Genomic DNA, 18091 nt, shown 5'->3' with positions numbered 1-18091 from the left:
ATCCGCTCGGTCGCTCATCTACGCCTCCTTCCAGGCCGCCGACAGCAGCGCCCTGGTCTCCCGCAGCAGTTGCGGCATCACCTTCGCCCCGCCGATGACCGTGATGAAGTTCGCGTCGCCGCCCCAGCGCGGGACGATGTGCTGGTGCAGGTGGTCGGCCAGCGATCCGCCTGCCACCCCGCCGAGATTCAGCCCCACGTTGAAGCCGTGCGGCCGGGACACCTTCTTCATCACCCGGATCGCCTGCTGGGTGAACGCCATCAGCTCGGCGCTCTCCGCCTCGGTGAGGTCCTCCAGGTTCGCCACCTTGCGGTACGGCACCACCATCATGTGTCCCGGGTTGTACGGGTACAGGTTCAGCACCGCGTACACCAGCTCACCCCTGGCGACGACCAATCCGTCCTCGTCCGACATCTTCGGGATGTCGGTGAAGGGATGGCCGGTCGAATCCTTGGGACCCGTGGCCGCCTCGGCGATGTAGGACATGCGATACGGCGTCCACAAGCGCAGCAGCCGATCCGGTTCCCCGGCGCCGGTGTCCACGATGCTGCCCGGATCGGCCGAGGCCGCGGTCCCGTCCAGATCCGCCAGCCCCTCCGGCACCGTCCGCTCGGTCATGCCCCACCCTTGTTCGCTGCTCGGATCTCGAAACCGTCGGCCGTCGGCGAGGCGTTCTCCCGATGGGCGATCCACTCGACGACGGTGGCCACCGCGTCGTCGACGGGCACGCCGTTGACCTGGGTGCCGTCGCGGAAGCGGAAGCTCACGGCGTTCGCGTTCACGTCGCGCTCACCGGCCAGCAGCATGAACGGCACCTTCTGGGCGGTGTTGTTGAAGATCTTCTTCTGCATCCGGTCGTCGCTGCGGTCCACCTGCGCACGGACGCCCTCGTCGCGCAACCGCTCGATCACCCCGTCCAGATGCGGCGCGAAAGCCTCCGCGACCGGAATGCCGACGACCTGCACCGGCGACAGCCAGGCCGGGAACGCGCCCGCGTAGTGCTCGGTGAGCACACCGAAGAAGCGCTCGATCGAGCCGAACAGCGCGCGGTGGATCATGACCGGCCGCTGCTTGGTGCCGTCGGAGGCGGTGTACTCCAGGTCGAAGCGCTCGGGCAGGTTGAAGTCCAGTTGGATGGTCGACATCTGCCAGGTGCGGCCGAGCGCGTCCTTGGCTTGCACGGAGATCTTCGGGCCGTAGAAGGCGGCGCCGCCCGGATCCGGCACCAGCTCCAGGCCGGAGGCCGAGGCGACCTTGGACAAGGTCTCGGTGGCCTCCTCCCAGATCTCGTCGGAACCGACGAACTTCTTCGGGTCCTTGGTGGACAGCTCGAGGTAGAAGTCGTCGAGGCCGTAGTCCTTCAGCAGGTCGAGCACGAACCGCAGCGTGTCGGTCAGTTCGCCGTGCATCTGCTCTTTGGTGCAGTAGATGTGCGCGTCGTCCTGGGTCATGCCGCGCACTCGGGTCAGGCCGTGCACCACGCCGGACTTCTCGTACCGGTAGACCGAGCCGAACTCGAACAGTCGCAGCGGAAGCTCCCGGTACGACCGGCCGCGGGCGCGGAAGATCAGGTTGTGCATCGGGCAGTTCATCGGCTTGACGTAGTAGTCCTGGCCGGGCTTGCGGACGGTGCCGTCCTCGTTGAACTCCGCGTCCAGGTGCATCGCCGGGAACATGCCGTCGCGATACCAGTCCAGGTGACCGGAGACTTCGAACAGATGGCCCTTGGTGATGTGCGGGGTGTTGACGAACTCGTAGCCGGCCGCGACATGCCTGCGACGCGAGTACTCCTCCAGCTCCTTGCGGATGATGCCGCCCTTGGGGTGGAACACCGGAAGACCGGAACCGAGCTCGTCGGGGAAGCTGAACAGGTCCAGCTCCAGGCCGAGCTTGCGGTGGTCACGCCGCTCCGCTTCCGCGAGCAGGTGCAGGTGCTCGTCGAGCGCCTCCTGCGACTCCCACGCGGTGCCGTAGATGCGCTGCAGGTCCTCGCGGCTCTGATCGCCGCGCCAGTAGGCGGCCGAGCTGCGGGTCAGTTTGAAGGCCGGGATGAATTTGGTGGTCGGGATGTGCGGGCCGCGGCACAGATCGCCCCAGATCTTCTCGCCGGTGCGCGGATCCAGGTTGTCGTAGATGGTCAGCTCTTTGCCGCCGACCTCCATGACCTCCGGGTCATCGATGCCGGACTTGTCGCTGATCAGCTCCAGTTTGAACGGCTCACCGGCCAGCTCGACCCTGGCCTCGTCCACCTCGACCACCCGGCGGGAGAACCGCTGCGCACCCTTGACGATCTTCTTCATCCGGGATTCCAGCTTGGCCAAGTCCTCCGGGGTGAACGGGCGCTCGACGCGGAAGTCGTAGTAGAACCCGTCCTTGATGTAGGGGCCGATGCCCAGCTTGGCCTCGGGGAATTCCTGCTGCACCGCCTGGGCGAGCACATGCGCGGCGGAGTGCCGGATGACGTTGCGGCCGTCGGGGGTGTTCGCCGCGACCGGCTCCACTTCGACGTCCTTGTCCGGAGTCCAGGACAGGTCTTTGAGCTCGCCGTCGGCCCGGACGACGACCACGGTGTCGGGCCCCTTGGTGGGCAACCCCGCCTCGCGCACCGCGGCGCCCGCCGTCGTCCCGGCCGGCACCCGGACGAGGGCGACTGGGCTGATGGCGGCTGAGGTGGTCACGGCTGCGCTCTCCTTGGCGTTTCGTGTGCGGGCGGAGGCCCGCTGGATGGTGGCCGACCGCATGTTCGTCCGGCGCGACCATGCTACTGTCCCGCCGCTTCGGCCCGTCCCTCCGGGTTTTGCGCCGTAGCGGCCGGGTGGCGATCGGGTTCCCGGTGGGCGCGCCGCGGTGCCGCGCGGCGGGCGGTCAGCCTTCGGCGGCCAGGTCCGCCAGCAGTGCGATGCGTTCGGCGGCCGGGCGTTTCGGGCAGCTGGTGCACATGTCGCAGCCCGGGACCTCGAACACCAGGCAGCAGGAGATGCGCCGCACGAAGGTGCGTCCGCCGATCTCCACGAAACGCGGAACCGGAAGTTTGCCGCCGATCGCGGCGGCCAGCCGCGCGCCCGCCTCCGGCGACCCGGCGTCCAGGGCGCGGTTGCCGATCGCGTCGGCCACGATCGCCCACAACGCGGGGACCCCCGCGCTCGAGACCCGGGCCACCGGTGGGATGACGGTCGCCAGCGTCTCGTGCAGCGCCGCCGCGCTTCCGGCGGCCCGGCCGCCGTCCGCCGGGATGCGCACCCGTTCGATGCCGCCGTCGGGGCGCACTTCGCACTCCAGCCGCTCCAGCGTGGCTTCGGGGGCCTCCTCGTCGTGCGCGTACGCCCGCGCGATCTGCTCCACCAGCGCGGACGCGACCATGCACCACCACAGCGTGCCCGCGATGCGCAGCGACGTGGTCCCCCAGGAATGGCCCATCTCCGCGATGCGCGCGGCCAGCCATTCCGGTCGGGTGAGCATGCGCCCGGGAACGGTGGTCACCGTTACAGGGGGCTGCGCAGCCATTCCCATTCGACTCCGATCCAACTACCCACAAGCCCGAAGGTTCCCAACACCCACAGCGTCGCCACCACCAGCGCGGCGGTGGCGACCGCCCCGGCCACCTGCACGACGCGGCCCTGCCGCGAGTACCAGTCCATCAATTGCCGGTACCGGTCCCGCAGCCAGGTCAAAACTCTGCGCGCCCAAGCGAATTCCGTGGCGAGGATACCCAATCCGGCGAACACGATCGCCCAGCCGGGACCGGGATAGGGGATCGCGAGCACGCCTGCCGCGAGCACGGCCACACCGACCACCGCGACCACGATGCGGTAGCCGAAGTACAGCGTAGGTCGGCGCTCGAGCCCGGCGCGGAAGGCGCGCCAGCGGGTCGGCCGATCGGTCGAACTCGTCTCCGGGTCTGCGGTCACGCCCCCAGGGTACGAGCGTTCGGCCTATCGGAGCCGCTCCCACGTGCCCGGATACGATGATCCCGCCCCGGGCGGGCTGCCCGGGGCGGGATCATCCATCCCCGTCGGTCAGACGAGTTCGCGAGCGGGCCGCTGGCCCGCGTCATCGATGTGCGCGATGCCGTTCTCGGTCACCTCGACCACGCGGGCGCTGGCGATGTCGAAGAACAGGCCCGACACCTTGACGCCGCGTTCGGCGACCGCCTTGCGCACCGCCGGGTGCCGGTGCAGCAGCTCGAGCTGCACCGCCACGTTCACCATGCTCAGCTGATCGACCTCGCCGAAACCGGCCTCCCGCGCCGCACCGGCCACCGGATGCCCGGCGCGGAAGCGCTCCAGGCTGGGTCGGGCATGGGAGAGCCAGGCGTCCACGCCGGGAACCTTCGCGCCGGTGTGCAACGCCGTCATCGCACCGCAGGACGAATGCCCGCAGACCACGATCGAGCGGACGTTCAGCTGTTCGAGCGCGAACACCAGCGCGGCCTCCACCGAGGCGTCACCGTCGGCGGGTGCGAGATTGCCCACGTTGCGCACGGTGAACAGGTCCCCCGGGCCGCTGTTGGTGATGATGTTCGGCACGATCCGCGAGTCCGAGCAGGTCAGGAAGAACGAATCCGGGTCCTGCTTGTCGCGCAGCTCGTCCAGGTGCGGCCGGACGACGTGCGCGTGGCTGCGGTGGTAGGCCGCGACGCCCGCCGCCACCGGGTTCTCGTGCCGCTCGTCATGCCGCCAAGGGCCGAGGATCTCGTCCCAGACCGAGCGCGCGAAGCTACGCGCGGGCGGCTTGGCCGCGGCGTGGGCCATCCTGGCGCCGCCGATCTCCACGAAATCGACGCAGCCGCCGTTGTTCACCTGCTGGCGGGCGAATTCCTCGATGGCCTCGAAAGCGGCGTGATCGAGGAAGTCGACGGTCATCTCCACCGTGACATCGGCTCCCGGCGGGATCTTCGCCAACTGCGCCGACAGCTTCGGCAACGCGAGGAAGGTGGCCGAACCGTCGATGGTGACCAACCAGCGCTGGGTGCCGGGGAGCTGGTCGGCCTTGATCGCCACGCGGACCACCCGCCACAGCAGCAGGCCGAACGCGAGGCCCAGACCGATCAGCACGCCCTCGAGCAGGTTCGCGAACACCACGCCGAGCACCGTCACCGCGTAGATCAGGAGGTCGCCGGTCCGCCGAGCCAGTTTGATGTGGGCCAGCTTCACCAGCTGGATGCCGATGACGATGAGCAGACCGGCCAGCGCGGCCTTCGGGATCTGCTCCACCACCGAGACCAGCGCCACCGAGAACACCAGCACCCAGACGCCGTGCAGGATCGCGGAGGCGCGGCTGTGCGCGCCCGCCTGCACGTTGGTGGCGCTGCGGACGATCACGCCGGTGACCGGCAGGCCGCCGAGCAGGCCCGACAGCACGTTCGCCGAGCCCTGGCCGATCAGCTCCCGGTCGAAGTCGGTGCGCTTGCGCGAGTGCATCTTGTCCACGGCCACCGCCGACAGCAGGCTCTCCACGCTGGCGATCAGCGCGATGGTGAGGATGGCCAGCGCCAGACCCGACCAGTCGCCGCGCGGCAGAGCGGGCAGGCCGATGGCGTCGAACAGCGATCCGTTGAGCACGATGCGCTCGGCGTTCAGCGGCAACACCAGCGACAACACCGTGCCCACCAGCACCGCGACCAACGGGCCCGGCACGACCCTGATGCGCGCGGGCAGGTACTTCCAGCCGAGCATGATCGCGATCACGACCGCGCCGATCAGCGTGCCGCCGCCCTCCAGCGACAGCAGCTGTCCCGGCAGTTCGATGATGTTGCGCCAGGCCGAGCTGTGCGAGGAACCGCCGAGCAGCACATGGATCTGCTGCAGGGCGATGGTGATGCCGATACCGGCGAGCATGGCGTGCACCACCACGGGCGCGACGGCGAGCGCCGCCCTGGCCACGCGGCTGAGGCCGAGCAGGATTTGCAGCACGCCGGCCGCGAAGACGATGAAACACGTGGTACGCCAACCGAATTGGTTGATCGTCTCGGCGACCACGACGGTGAGGCCCGCGGCGGGGCCGCTGACCTGCAGGACCGAGCCGCCGAGCGATCCGACGACGATGCCGCCGATCACGGCGGCGATGAGCCCGGCGGCGACAGGGGCTCCGGAAGCGATCGCGATGCCGAGCGAAAGCGGCAGGGCGACAAGGAAAACCACGATCGAAGAGGGCACGTCGTGGCGGAGGATATCGGTGAAGCGGTCGGACAACTGTCCGGAACTGCGGCCCGATCCCGCCGGTGCGGGCATGGACGGTGGCGGGGCTAAATCTTGATCGATAGCCATGACTCTCCTTCGCCGACTCGGCTGTCTCGCCGAGGTCGGTTGACGATCAACATGTCCAGCAGGGCACAAGACCGCGAACCGGCATCTCGCGGTGAAGCAGTCCCGACGCAGCGATGAGTCGAGATGTAAACGAGTGCAAGTGTATTGGTAAAGACTTAGCAAAGCCTGAGAAGTTCGCGGATTGTGTGTCATTCCCCACTGCCCTGCTGTCGCCGATCATCGTGATCCACCCCACAAGCCCGTTCAGACGGGCTCCGGCGCGATCCGGCGGCGGGGTTCGTCGCCGAACTCCGCGATGCCGTCCACCATGATCTCGATCACCCGCGCCGTGGCGAGGTCGAAGAACAGACCCGACACCGCCACGCCCCGCTGCTCGATAGCCCGGCGCACGACCGGGTGCGCGTGCAACGTCTCCAGCTGCACCGCGACGTTCACCATGCCCAGTTGGTCCACCGGCCCGAATCCCGCCTCGGCCGCCGCGGCGGCCACCGGATGTCCGAGCCGGTAGCGCTCCAGGCTCGGCCGCGCGTGCTCCAGCCAGTCGCCGAGCCCGGCCCCTGCCATGACCTCGCGGTGCAGCGCCTCCATCGCACCGCAGCCGGAGTGACCGCACACCACGACCGCGCGCACGTCCAGCCGCTCGAGCGCGTAGCTCAGCGCCGCCTCCACCGAGACGTCCCCACCGCGCGTCGGCACCAGGTTGCCCACATTGCGCACGGTGAACAGGTCGCCGGGGCCGCTGTTGGTGATGACGTTCGGCACGATCCTGGCGTCCGCGCAGGTGAGGAAGAACGAGTCGGCGGCGTGCCGATGCCGCAACCTGTCCAGATGCGGGCGCAGCAGGTGGGCGTGGCCGCGGTGGTAGGCGGCGATGCCTGCCGCGATGCGGTTGTCCCGGTCGCCCGTGGGCCGCCACGGGCCGATGACCTGCTCGACGACCTGCCTGAAGTGCCCGCGTTCGGGCGGTCCGGCCAATGTGGTGCTCATCCGTTCGCCACCGAGTTCGGCGAATTCGACCGTGCCGCCGCCGGTTTCGCGCTCGCGAGCCCACTCGGTGAGGAACTCGTGCGTGGCGTGGTCCAGGAAGTCGACGGCCATCTCGACGGTCACATCGGCGTCGGCCGGCACCTTCGCCAGCTCCGCGGTGAGCTTCGGCAAGGCCAGGAAGGTGCAGGTGCCGTCGATGGCGACCACCCAGCGACGCGAACCGGGAACCGGCGCCGCGACGATCATCACGCGCACCACCCGCCACAGCAGCAGCGCGAATGCCAGCACCAGACCGATCAGCATGCCCTGCAGCAGATTCAGGAACACCACGCCCAGCACCGTCGCCAGGTAGACGTACACCTCACCGGCCCGCCGGGCCAGCCGGATGTGCGCCAGCTTGATCAGCTGCACACCGACGAAGATGAGCAATCCGGCCAGCGCGGCGGTCGGGATCTGGCGCACGAGTCCGGCGAGGGCCACCGCGAACAGCAGGATCCACACCCCGTGCAGCACGGTCGCCGCCCGGCTGCGCGCGCCCGCGTTCGCGTTGGTGATGCTGCGCACGATGACGGCCGCGATCGGCAGGCCGCCGAGCAAGCCGGACACGACGTTGGCCGACCCCTGCCCGATCAGCTCCCGGTCGAAATCGGTGCGGTGCCCCGGCCGCATCTTGTCCACCGCGACGGCCGACAGCAGGCTCTCGATGCTGGCGATGAGGGCGATCGTGACCATGGTCGTGGCGATGGCCGTCAGGCCGCCGGAGGGGATGGCGGGCAGGCCCAAGGAGTCCGGCAACGAGCCGTCCAGCACGAGGCGTTCGACGTGCGTGGGCAGCACGAACGCCAGCAGGGTGGCGGTGACCACCGCGACGAGCGGTCCGGGGATCACGCGTATCCGCCCCGGCACGAAGCGCCACGCGATCAAGATGACGATGACGACCAGGCCGGCACACAGGTCGCCTGCGCGCACCGACAGCAGCTGCCTCGGCAGCTCGGCCAGCGCGGCGAACGACGAACTCAGCGAGTTGCCGCCGAGCAGCACGTGTACCTGTTGCAGCGCGATCACCACGCCGATGCCCGCCAGCATCCCGTGCACGACCACCGGTGCGATGGCAAGCGCGGCCCGCGCGACGCGACTGAGCCCGAAGAGGATCTGCAGCACGCCCGCGCCGACGGTGATGAAGCACGTTGCGGCCCAGCCGAATTGGTGCACGCTCGCGGCGACGACCACGGTGAGGCTCGCGGTGGGCCCGCTGACCTGGATCGAGGAACCGCCGAGCAGCCCGGCCACCACACCGCCCACGGCGGCGGCGATCAGGCCGGCGGCCACCGGAGCGCCGGAGGCCACCGCCACACCGAGCGAGAGAGGAAGCGCGACGAGGAAGACCACGATCGAAGCGGGCAGATCGGCACGTCCGATACTGGTCAGACGACCGGCAATGCCTGCGTGCGGCGACGTCCGTGGTGCGGAATCGGTGTCGGTGGACATATTTTCTCCTTCGCCGGGTGGACCCGGTTCATCGGTCAAACATGTTCTTGGCATCGAAAGCGAGCAGCGGGCGAAGCTCGGGCCTTCATTCGGTCGAGTGAAGCGCGACCCGTGAAGCGGTGGTCGAGATGGTTGATGGAAACGATAGTAAAGAGTTCACAAAGCGTGTGAAAAGGTTTCCGATCCGGCTGACCGCAACCGCTACCATAATGTGACTCAGGTCACAGCGCAACACGGTATGCCGCCAACCGGCCGGAAGGCAGCCCGATCATCGCCGCACGACGTCGAAGAGCAACCCCTCGATAGTGACGCCCGGCGCGAACGAGAACGCCACACCCGTCGAGATCGGCTTGTTCACGGCGGTCTCACCGGCGATGCGTTCCAGCACGAAGATCAGCGAGACGCTCGACATGTTTCCGTACCGGCCGAGAACCTTCCAGCTCGCCGAGGCGGCTTCCGGCGGAAGGCCCAGCGATCGCGCGGATTCGAGCAAGATCTTCGGGCCACCCGGATGGATCGCCCACACATCGATGTCCTGCTGCCGTAATCGGTTGCGGCGCAGCACGTCAGCGACCACAGGAGCGACGCCGTTGTAGATGTATCGAGGGACGTTCTCGGACAGCTCGCACGTGATGCCGTCGTGATTGACGCCGACCGCGATGCCGTCTTCGGTGGCCTCGAACAGGTGGGTGAAGGTGTCCCGCAGGACGATCATCCCGGGTTCGGCCCGTTCCGTGCCGCGTTTCGCTCCGATGACGACCGCGCCGCAACCGTCTCCGAACAAACTGTGGGTCACCGCGTCGCCGATGTCCCGGACGGGGACGGCATGCACCGAGTTGAGCTCGATGCACAGGACCATCGCCTTCTTGCCGGGGTTGGCCCGGACGAAATCGGAGGCGGCGCGGATTCCGTTCATCGCCGCAGCGCAGCCCATGAAGTTGACGACCAGGCGCGCGACCGACCGAGGCAGTCCGAGATTGTCCACGACCGCGACATCGACGCCGGGCGCGATGACGCCGGTGCTCGTCGCGAACACCAGGAGCCCGAGGTCGGCCGGATCGGTTCCGTCGAGCGCGCGCCGCGCCACGTCGACGGCCAGTGGAACGGCGTGGCGGTAGAACAAGCGCATGCGATCCTGGATCGTCGCCGGTTCGCCGTTCGGGGCATGGATCCGAGGGTCCAGCGGGTCGACCGCGAAGCGCCTGCTGCCGATCATGGTCTTGCGAAAGATCCGCCTGACCTGGGCCTGCCGCGCCGGATCGGTGAATTGCCCGGCCATCCACTCCGCCGCGACGGCCTGGTCGAGAACCAGACCGGGCGTACCGGTGGCAATTGCTTCGATGACGGGTACGGCCGGCGGAATCGCGTACTCGCGCGCGTGCGCAGCCCTGTGAATGCGAGGTGCCTGGTCGAGAACGATGGACATAGAGCCGTTTTTCCTCACTCGAGCGATGGAGAATGCGTCCTCCAATCGTCGAAGAGCTAACACTCGGCAACCAGACACCCCAGGGGTAGGGATCCCCCACCCCACAACTCCGCGACAGGATTCCGTGGCACACGCGGCCGAAGACGGCCCGACTCGAGCCGGAACGACCGGAAAGATAAAAATCCCCCCGACCAGGTAATTCGTCGAGGGGATGAAGTGGTCCCAGCTGGGATCGAACCAGCGACCTTCCGCGTGTGAGGCGGACGCTCTCCCGCTGAGCTATGAGACCTGACGGGCTTCCGAAGGCTCGCGAGGCGCCCTCCGGACGAGACGAAACATTAGCACGCGGCACCGGCGGTTCACCAAATCGCCCTCCGGACAGGGGTCGTTCAGCGCGGAACCACCGGCCGGGGCAGCCATTCCGCACGGTCGCGCTGTGGCGGTATGTCCGGTCGTTCCCGGTCGCCGACTGGACGCGCTTCGGGGATCGCGGGGACGACCGACGTCTCTGCTCCCCCACCCACCACAGAGGCCACGGGTGTCACAGTCGGCCACCTTCCGGATTTCTGCCGTTCTACCAGCGGATTTGTACCTTTCACCGAGCGTCGGCTAATGTTCTGTCTCGCACCACGGAGGCCGGAAACGAGCCCCGGGGAGGCAGAATGCGGATGTAGCGCAGCTGGTAGCGCATCACCTTGCCAAGGTGAGGGTCGCGGGTTCGAATCCCGTCATCCGCTCGAGAGGTAGGGCCAGGCAACTTTACGCCGTCCCCCTTTGCGCGGTGGAGTGGCCGAGTGGTGAGGCAACGGCCTGCAAAGCCGTGCACACGGGTTCGATTCCCGTCTCCACCTCGCGCGATTAGCTCAGCGGGAGAGCGCTTCCCTGACACGGAAGAGGTCACTGGTTCAATCCCAGTATCGCGCACCACCGTCTCACAACTCGGGCCCGGTTCTCACCGGGCCTTTGTTGTATTCCGGGACGGGGAGCGGGCGTCCCCTTCCCCGACCTTCCTGCAGCTGACCGATCGGCGTGCCTGCCGCGCCGCATCGGCGATTTGCCCGAGCTGACCATCGTTGCCGTGGCAAGGACTGCGGCGGGTGTCGGTAGGTGCGGATACGCTGTGGCGCACAGTGCCGGAGCCGAGTCAGGGGGTTGTCGCGTGACGATCAGTGCGGAGGTCGCGCGGGGTGCGGCGCCGGATGACGACGATCCCGAGTCGCTCGACCTGCGCGAGGACATCTCGTTCGAACTCGAAGAGGTCAACGAGGTGCTCGGCGAGTTGATCGCGCTGCGCGCCGACCGGAAGGCCAAGGACGGCGATCTGCTGACGGCTCGGCTTGGGGTCGGCGGCGAGAAGCCCGAGACGCTGGCCCGCATCGGCGCTCGCTACGACCTCTCCCGCGACCGGGTGCGCCAACTGCACACCAAAGCGGTCGGGCAGATGATCCGGATGGCGCAGCTGTCCGGGCATCGCGCCGCCGCCGTGCTGTCCGCGCGCTATCCGCTCGACGCCATGGACCGGCAGCTGACGCGGGCGCTGCTGGTGGAGACGTACGCGACCGACACCGATATCGCCGCGACCGAGCTGTCCTACCTCAAGCTGCGGCTGGCCGGGCACGCGGCCGAGGACGCCAAGCGGATCGCCGGTTTCGTCACCCAGCGCATCGCGGCGTGGCAGAAGAAGACCAACCGGCGCCTGGCGAAACTGCACGACGCCGAGCCGCGCGCGACGAGTCAGCTGAATCCCTGGCTGGGCCAGGTCGACTGGCCACGCGCCGGCGCGGCGGCGTCGATCCCGGCCGCCTCAGCGCGCACCGTGGACAGCGACGACGACGGACGCGGACGCTTCTACCTGGACAAAGTCGGTCGCGACGTACCGTTCGACTCCGGTTTGGAAGCCAGGCTGCTGTGGATTCTCAACGCCAGCGACCTGGTCGAGACCTTCCTGGAACAACCCGCGGCGGTCGTCTACGAGCTCGACGGCGCGCAGCGGGTGCACTACCCGAGCATCGTCGCGCGGCTCACCGACGGCCGCACGGTGCTGATCGACGTCGCGCCACTGGGCCATGTCGGCTTTCACGTCAACGTCGTGAAGTCCGCCGCCGCTCGGGCGCACGCGCACGCCAACGGTTGGGGCTGGCTGGTCTGGACGGGCAGCCGCATCGGCATCCCCGATCTCCTCGCACGCCCTGTCGACACCGCCGCCGAACGGATGCTGCGCGACCTCGTCGAGCGCGGCCCCGTGCAGTGGGCCGCGCTCGGCGAGGTACGCGCGAAGACCGGCCTGGAACTGCTGGACTTCCTCGCGCTGGTGCTGCGTCACCGATGGCGGTGGGACCGAGCGCCGTTCCGGCTCAGCGCACCACCATCGCCGCCGCCAGGAACGTGACGATCAGCAGCATCGCGCAGATGGTGATCAGCTGCCAGCGGCCGATGGTCACCTCCAGCTTCGCGATGGTGTTGCGCAGGGCCTTGTCGAGCCGGTCGTGATCGGCGATGGTGCGCTGAGCGGAGGCCAGGGCGTCGGCCCGTTCCTGCGCGGCCTGCTCCGCGCGCTCCAACCGCGTGGTGAGCTTCAGCAGGTGTTTCTGCTTGTCCCGCAGCGCCTTCCGGGTCACCGCCAGCGACGTGCGCTGGTTGACCAGCTCCTGGCGTTGCCGGGCGATGACCGTGGCCTGCGTCTTCGTGTGGTACTCCCAGTCGGTCACCGTGGCCCAGCCTCCCGTCTTCTCATCCCGATAGCCCCAGACGTACTCACCGCGTACCCAGCCCGCGATGAACTCGCGCAATTCGACCGGCTCGCGCCGCGGCGCCGCCATCGCGTGCTCGGTGTCCAGCACGCCGGTGACCGCGCGGTAGTCACAGGCGGCGGGCGCGAAGTCCGCGATGCCCAGAGCATGCAGGTACGGCACCCAGTAGCCGGGCGGGCACAGCCACAACACATCCGTACAGCCCTCGGCGCGTAACCGCTCGGTGTGCTCCTGGGCGAGTCCACGCTCCAGCGGTCCGCTGCGCACCTCGATCGCGTAGACACGGTCGCCTTTGCGCCAGACCACATCCACCGGCAAAGTCCCGATACGCCCATCCACTTCGGCTTCGTCGGCTCCGTAGGCGAGCAGCCTGCCGCACAACCAGTATTTGAGCCGCCGCATATCCCACTGGGCGGCGGAACATTCCGGACACCCACAGGCGTAACCGCGCTTCGATCCACGGACCCGGCCCGGAGCCTCTCCGATACCCAACTCGGCGAGCATCGCTCGGCGCCCGCAGGCGATCTCCGCCCGCTGCTTCGTTCTCACGCGACCACTCCCCTGCACAAACCACCGCAGGCCCGGCGACCTACGCCATAGATCAAGAGTGCGTCAGACTCGGCTACCTCGCCAGCCCCGTTCACCCCGCGCTCGGGTGTGCCACCCAGGTGGCCGGTCCGCGGAATCGGCGTTGTTCTCTGCGGCACAAGGACTTTCATCATGCCACGGATTGATGACCGGCACTGCGGGAACGATGGATTGACAGTTGCCGCCATCCCGCGACGCGCCCGGTGTCCCGGCCGCGCGGCAACCGGCGCGCGCTTCGCGGCGCCGGAGCGTGGACTCGCGGGGGAGGCGATTCCGGCGGATAATGACCGATCAGATGCGCCGGCCCGGTTCCGGACAAACCGGGTCGCCGCGTAATCCGCCCGCAGGGGGCCGATTCCGGGGGCCTAGGCTGCTTCGATCAGGTCATGGGTCGGCGCACCACCGAATCTTCGCGAGCCGCGGATGTCCAACTGGCGGATAGAATCGTCCGGCCGAGTGCGAGCTGGGCCGATACGGGGAAGTGGGTACTGGATGGAGCACGGTCAGCAGACCGGCGAGTCGATCGGCGCGATGTTGGCGAGTATCGCGTCGGCTCTCCGAGAGGTCAGTGAGAAGCTCGACGCGGTGGCGGCCCGGATCGATGGTGCGCAGCCCGTGGCGAGCGAACCGAGCGTCGAGGGGCGGTTGGCCAAGCTCGAGGCGTGGGCTTTCCGTGCCGGACAAGACATCTCGGGCCTCGATGCCAGGGTGGAGCGCCTGGAATCCGAGGACGACCCGGCGCGGGAGGATCGGCGAACGGCCGCCCAACGCCCGCTACCCCGGGCAGCCGCGGGCCGATCGAACGCGCGCCGGGCGGAGCCCGAGGGCGAATCGGCGGCGCAGAAGAGCGATTCCGGTGAACCGGCCGGTGGCAGGAACGGCGCGCGCCTCCAGGGCACACCGCGCGAGCCGGTGCACGCGGCCGCTGAACCGGGTTCGGCCGCGCAGACGAGCTTCACCCCGCCGCGCGAGCCAACGCTCGATCCGAGCGCCACGGCCGCGCAGAGCCTGACCGCGCCCCGCGACCCGGCATCGAGCTTCACCGCCCCGCCCGCGCGTGAGCCGGCTTTCACCGCTCCGGTCCAGCGGGAGCCCACATCGTCGTTCACCGCGCCGACCCCGCGCGACCCGGGCACGGAACGGCAGGAGGGGTTCACCGCCCCGCGCGAACCCGCCACCCCGTACGCCTCCGGTGAGAACGCCGCATACGAGAGCATCGTCGCCTCCGCATCCGCCCACACCGGCTCGGAGAACGGGACGGCTCCCGACGCGGGCGCCGGACCGGCCGGAGCGCATCGCGCCGGGGACGACGACCGCACCCCGGTCGAGAACACGCACGTGGACAAGCTGCAAGCCATGCTGGACGAACTCAAGCGCACGGCGGCGGCTCCGCTGAGCCGCTCCGACGTCTTCGGGCCCACACCGGGTGAATCGACCACGAACGGATATCAGTCCGAGCGCACCGAGGCGCAGCGCAGGCCCGCCGACTACCGGCTGTCCAGCCCGCCCCCGCTGTCCTGAAGCACCTTGGCCGGTCGCCGCTTCGGCGGACCCGCCGCCGCGAACGCACGCAGCAGGGTCTGCTGGACGAGATCGCGCAGCCAGCGATGGCCCCCGTCGGCGGTGTTGCGTGGATGCCACGCCATCCCGATGGCGACCTCGGGCAACGGCAGGGGTATCTCGAACGCGCGCAAGCCGATCGCGGGTAGCGTGGCGGCGCTCAGCAGGGCGGGCGCGGGGCACACCAGATCGCTGCCGCGCACCGCGAACAGCGCGCTGGTCAGCGTCGGCACGGTGGCCACCACCCGCCGGGTGCGGCCGTGCAGGGCGAGGCGGTCGTCGATCGGTCCGTGCGAACGTCCGGCGCGCGAGATGCTCAGGTGCGGCGCGGCGGCGTATGCGGCGACGGTGACGCGATCGGTGACCAGCGGATGGTCGGCGGCGGCGACTCCGATCACGCGATCGGTGAGCACTCGGCGCACGGTGGTCTCCGGATCGGTGTGATCGATCGGGCCGACCTCGAGGTCGACGCGTCCATCCCGCAGTGCGCCGGTGCCCTCGACGTTGTCGGGCAGGAAGCGCAGCGTCACGCCCGGCGCTCGGGCGCGCACCGCGGACAGCAGGGGCCCGGCCAGCTCGGTGAGCACCATGTCGTCCGCCTGCACCGCGAACGTCCGGCGCAGCGCCGCCGGGTCGAGATCCGCGCGCGGCGTCAGCAGCGCGCGTCCCTGCTCGACCAGCGTGCTGACCTCGTAACGCAATTCCAGCGCGCGGGGCGTCGGCACCAGATTGCGACCGGCGCGGACGAGCAGTGGGTCGCCGAGCACGTCGCGGAGTTTCGCGAGCGTCCGGCTCATCGCGGGCGGCGAGGTGTGTAGGCGCTCCGCGGCCAGGGTGACGCTGTTGGTGTCCAGCAGTGCGTCGAGGGCCACGAGGAGATTCATGTCCAGCGCTTCCACCCTTGGATTATCGCCAACGCAAACCGCGGCTCCCCGCATTGCGCACGCGATAACCGGGGCGAGTCCGCGCCGAATGTGCGCCGCCGGGTGATCGTCGACGGAACGGCCCCTGATCGAGGAGGTCCCCCGCCGCGGGTGGGTCACCGTCGCGAGCACCCGACCCGCTGGTGAGCAGGGGAAACGGCCTTGGACACGTCGGCTGCGGAGCCGCCGGACGGTCGTTGTCGAGACATCAGGCATCGCCGGGGACAGGACGGCCGACGGACGGCCCGGCACGATTTGCCGAACGTCATCCGCCGATTCGGCAGTCGATGCAAGTGTGCGCAGACAGTCGCCGAGCCGCGCCCGGCCGGGCCGCGCAAGCCGATCTCGCGGTGGCCCGCCGTGGGTTGCCGCTCCATGACGCGGATCTGACGCCGGTATCGGAGAGATCGCCACCCGGCGGGTCCTCGGCGCGCGAGACTCCAGCAGCCCGTTCCGAACCAGCCCATCCGGAAGCGGCCGGGCCGCCATCGGAACGGCCCGGAAGTCCTCAGTGGCTGACCCGGCCGCTGTCACCCTCGTACGGAAGCAGCTCCGCTTCGATCGGCTCCGGCGGGGTTGCCACCGGCCTTTGCCCTGATTTGCGACGACCGGCCAATCCCCGGTAGGACTCCGGTCTGATCCGGCGGAACACCTGGGCCGCGCGCGTGTGCAGCGGCAGCCGCCACTTCAGGTCGGCGAGCATCTCATCGATGTTCTGGATGGAGAACGGGACGACCGACGTGCCGTGCGCATGGTGGCCGTGCGTGCGTTCCTCCATCCAGCGCAGGCGGGCGTCGATCTCCTCCCGCATTTCGTCGGTGGGCGGCAGAACGAGCCCGCCGGTGAGCAGTGCAACGGTCCAATGTGCGGCGACCTCGGCGTTCAGTGTGCTGATCGCCGAGGAGTTGTAGCCGGCGAAGGTCAGATTGGGGACCTCCAACGGCAGGATGTTGCGGTGCAGGCGGAAGTTGCCGCGCTCGTCGGTCAGCCTGCGCTGGATGTACGGCGTGAGGAAGGGCACCCGCTGCTGGAAACCGGTCGCGCAGATCACGACGTCGGCCTGCAGCACCTGTCCGGTGGACAGCCGGACCCCGGGCGCCGACTTCTGGCCGCCGCCCAGCTCGGAGATCGTGGTGTCCCGGTGCACCGTGATGCGCCCGTTGGCGACCTGCTCGTAGAAGCCTTCGCTGACCAGGCTGACGGTGCTCTCGGCGATCTGCTCGAACCGCCCGCCGGGCACCAGGCCGAGTTCGCGCAGGTTCGAGTGCTTGGTGACAAGTTCCTGGATCAGATCGAAGTTGCTGATCCGCACCGACTCGCCGGGGCCGTCCAGGAACCGGTCCATCCAGCGCGCCCGCGGATGGTGGAAGTGGGCCTCGCCGAAGCGGGTCAGCATCAGCCGCTCGTAGTCGATCACCCGCGCCAGCTTGCGCGGCATCTTCCACAACAGCCTCCGGGCCACCACGGAGGTGGACGCCGCGACCTCGCTCACCGCGGTGGCGATGTCACAGGCGGACTTGCCGTAGCCGACCACGACGACCGACTTGCCGCGCACCGACTCCAGATCGGTGAACTCCGAGGAATGGCACAACTGCCCGCCCGCGGCGCGGAACCAGTCGGCGCCGTGGTACTCCGGCATCGCCGGGTCGCTGAAGACACCGTTGGCGATCACCAGGTGGTCGTAGGAGGCCCGATGGATTCCGCTCTCATCGCGAATTTCCAGCAACCAGCCGCTGTCCACCGGGTCGGCGGCGACCACCTCGGTGCGCAACCGCAGGTGCTCGGTCAGCCCGAAGTGTTCGGCGTAGGCGGCCAGATAGGCCTGCATGTGCTGTCCGTCGAGGACCCGCGGGTAGTCGGCGGGCATCGGGAAGTCGGAGAAGTGATACGTGTCCTTGGAGTTCTGCGTCTGCAGTCCCGGGTATCGCCGGGTCGCGCTCCACACACCACCGACATCGGGTGCACGGTCGAATACCTCGACCGGAAAACCCGCCTGTTTCAGCACTTTCGCGCAGGCGAGACCTGCGATACCCGCACCGACGATCCCGACGCGGCTTCCGCTTGTCATGCGCAGGAGATTACGTCGCCAGCGGCGCACAGCAA

Annotated in this window: 12 protein-coding genes and 4 tRNA genes; 5 read left to right on the top strand and 11 right to left on the bottom strand. The window is 69.0% G+C overall.

Annotation, left to right across the window (positions count from 1 at the left end):
* Nucleotides 1–18: 18 nt before the first annotated feature.
* The 8 genes from U3653_RS23895 to U3653_RS23860 form a co-directional block, all read right to left on the bottom strand.
* Nucleotides 19–618, bottom strand: coding sequence for an ATP adenylyltransferase (locus U3653_RS23895; RefSeq protein WP_067809841.1), 600 nt, complete (start codon nt 616–618; stop codon nt 19–21).
* The gene (gene thrS, locus U3653_RS23890; protein ID WP_195082261.1) at nt 615–2678 is read right to left on the bottom strand and encodes a threonine--tRNA ligase; all 2064 of its coding nucleotides are present in this window, start codon (nt 2676–2678) and stop codon (nt 615–617) included. Before thrS ends, U3653_RS23895 begins: the two co-directional genes overlap by 4 nt.
* Nucleotides 2679–2865: 187 nt before the next feature.
* Nucleotides 2866–3480 (bottom strand): (2Fe-2S)-binding protein, encoded by a 615-nt coding sequence (locus U3653_RS23885; RefSeq protein ID WP_323124421.1) that lies wholly within the window; start codon nt 3478–3480, stop codon nt 2866–2868.
* A gap of 2 nt (nt 3481–3482) precedes the next feature.
* On the bottom strand, nt 3483–3908 hold the full coding sequence (locus tag U3653_RS23880; RefSeq protein ID WP_195082259.1) for a TIGR02611 family protein: 426 nt from the start codon (nt 3906–3908) through the stop codon (nt 3483–3485).
* A 108-nt stretch (nt 3909–4016) separates the two neighbouring features.
* Nucleotides 4017–6266 carry a solute carrier family 23 protein gene (locus U3653_RS23875; RefSeq protein WP_195082258.1) on the bottom strand — a complete coding sequence of 750 codons (2250 nt, stop codon included), beginning with the start codon at nt 6264–6266 and terminating at the stop codon, nt 4017–4019.
* Between the two features lie 243 nt (nt 6267–6509).
* Nucleotides 6510–8741, bottom strand: a complete 2232-nt coding sequence (locus tag U3653_RS23870; protein ID WP_195082257.1) for a SulP family inorganic anion transporter — start codon at nt 8739–8741, stop codon at nt 6510–6512.
* A gap of 268 nt (nt 8742–9009) precedes the next feature.
* Nucleotides 9010–10245, bottom strand: coding sequence for a type III polyketide synthase (locus U3653_RS23865; protein ID WP_195082256.1), 1236 nt, complete (start codon nt 10243–10245; stop codon nt 9010–9012).
* Nucleotides 10246–10384: 139 nt separating this feature from the next.
* A tRNA-Val gene (locus U3653_RS23860) sits at nt 10385–10456 on the bottom strand.
* A 375-nt stretch (nt 10457–10831) separates the two neighbouring features.
* Between U3653_RS23860 and U3653_RS23855 the strand changes: the two genes are divergently transcribed.
* The 4 genes from U3653_RS23855 to U3653_RS23840 all read left to right on the top strand — a co-directional run bounded on the left by U3653_RS23855 (nt 10832) and on the right by U3653_RS23840 (nt 12556).
* Nucleotides 10832–10904 (top strand) — tRNA-Gly (locus U3653_RS23855).
* Nucleotides 10905–10947: 43 nt separating this feature from the next.
* Nucleotides 10948–11018: transfer RNA gene (locus tag U3653_RS23850), tRNA-Cys, on the top strand.
* A gap of 1 nt (nt 11019) precedes the next feature.
* Nucleotides 11020–11094: transfer RNA gene (locus tag U3653_RS23845), tRNA-Val, on the top strand.
* 232 nt (nt 11095–11326) lie between these two features.
* Complete coding sequence (locus U3653_RS23840; protein ID WP_323124422.1) at nt 11327–12556, top strand: sigma factor-like helix-turn-helix DNA-binding protein; 1230 nt, start codon at nt 11327–11329, stop codon at nt 12554–12556.
* On the opposite strand, the gene U3653_RS23835 is transcribed toward U3653_RS23840, so the two are convergent.
* The gene (locus U3653_RS23835) at nt 12522–13466 is read right to left on the bottom strand and encodes a hypothetical protein (RefSeq protein WP_323124423.1); all 945 of its coding nucleotides are present in this window, start codon (nt 13464–13466) and stop codon (nt 12522–12524) included. The two genes, U3653_RS23840 and U3653_RS23835, sit on opposite strands and share 35 nt — an antisense overlap.
* Before the next feature lie 531 nt (nt 13467–13997).
* On the opposite strand from U3653_RS23835, the gene U3653_RS23830 reads away from it, so the two are divergent.
* On the top strand, nt 13998–15026 hold the full coding sequence (locus U3653_RS23830; RefSeq protein WP_195082255.1) for a hypothetical protein: 1029 nt from the start codon (nt 13998–14000) through the stop codon (nt 15024–15026).
* Here the strand turns inward: U3653_RS23830 and U3653_RS23825 are convergent.
* A complete protein-coding gene (locus tag U3653_RS23825) occupies nt 14993–15955 on the bottom strand; it encodes a LysR family transcriptional regulator (RefSeq protein WP_323124445.1) in 963 nt (320 codons plus the stop codon). The genes U3653_RS23830 and U3653_RS23825 overlap by 34 nt on opposite strands.
* Before the next feature lie 541 nt (nt 15956–16496).
* A complete protein-coding gene (locus U3653_RS23820; protein WP_195082253.1) occupies nt 16497–18056 on the bottom strand; it encodes a flavin-containing monooxygenase in 1560 nt (519 codons plus the stop codon).
* Between the last annotated feature and the right edge of the window lie 35 nt (nt 18057–18091).

The organism is Nocardia implantans (assembly GCF_035544775.1).
Lineage (GTDB): Bacteria > Actinomycetota > Actinomycetes > Mycobacteriales > Mycobacteriaceae > Nocardia > Nocardia implantans.
This window is presented reverse-complemented; position numbering and strand designations above follow the sequence as displayed.

Bases quoted from the DNA above. Each gene is read 5' to 3' on its own strand.
- U3653_RS23820 (WP_195082253.1), bottom strand. From the start codon at position 18,056: ATGACAAGCGGAAGCCGCGTCGGGATCGTCGGTGCGGGTATCGCAGGT.
- U3653_RS23870 (WP_195082257.1), bottom strand. From the start codon at position 8,741: ATGTCCACCGACACCGATTCCGCACCACGGACGTCGCCGCACGCAGGC.
- U3653_RS23895 (WP_067809841.1), bottom strand. From the start codon at position 618: ATGACCGAGCGGACGGTGCCGGAGGGGCTGGCGGATCTGGACGGGACC.
- U3653_RS23830 (WP_195082255.1), top strand. From the start codon at position 13,998: ATGGAGCACGGTCAGCAGACCGGCGAGTCGATCGGCGCGATGTTGGCG.
- U3653_RS23875 (WP_195082258.1), bottom strand. From the start codon at position 6,266: ATGGCTATCGATCAAGATTTAGCCCCGCCACCGTCCATGCCCGCACCG.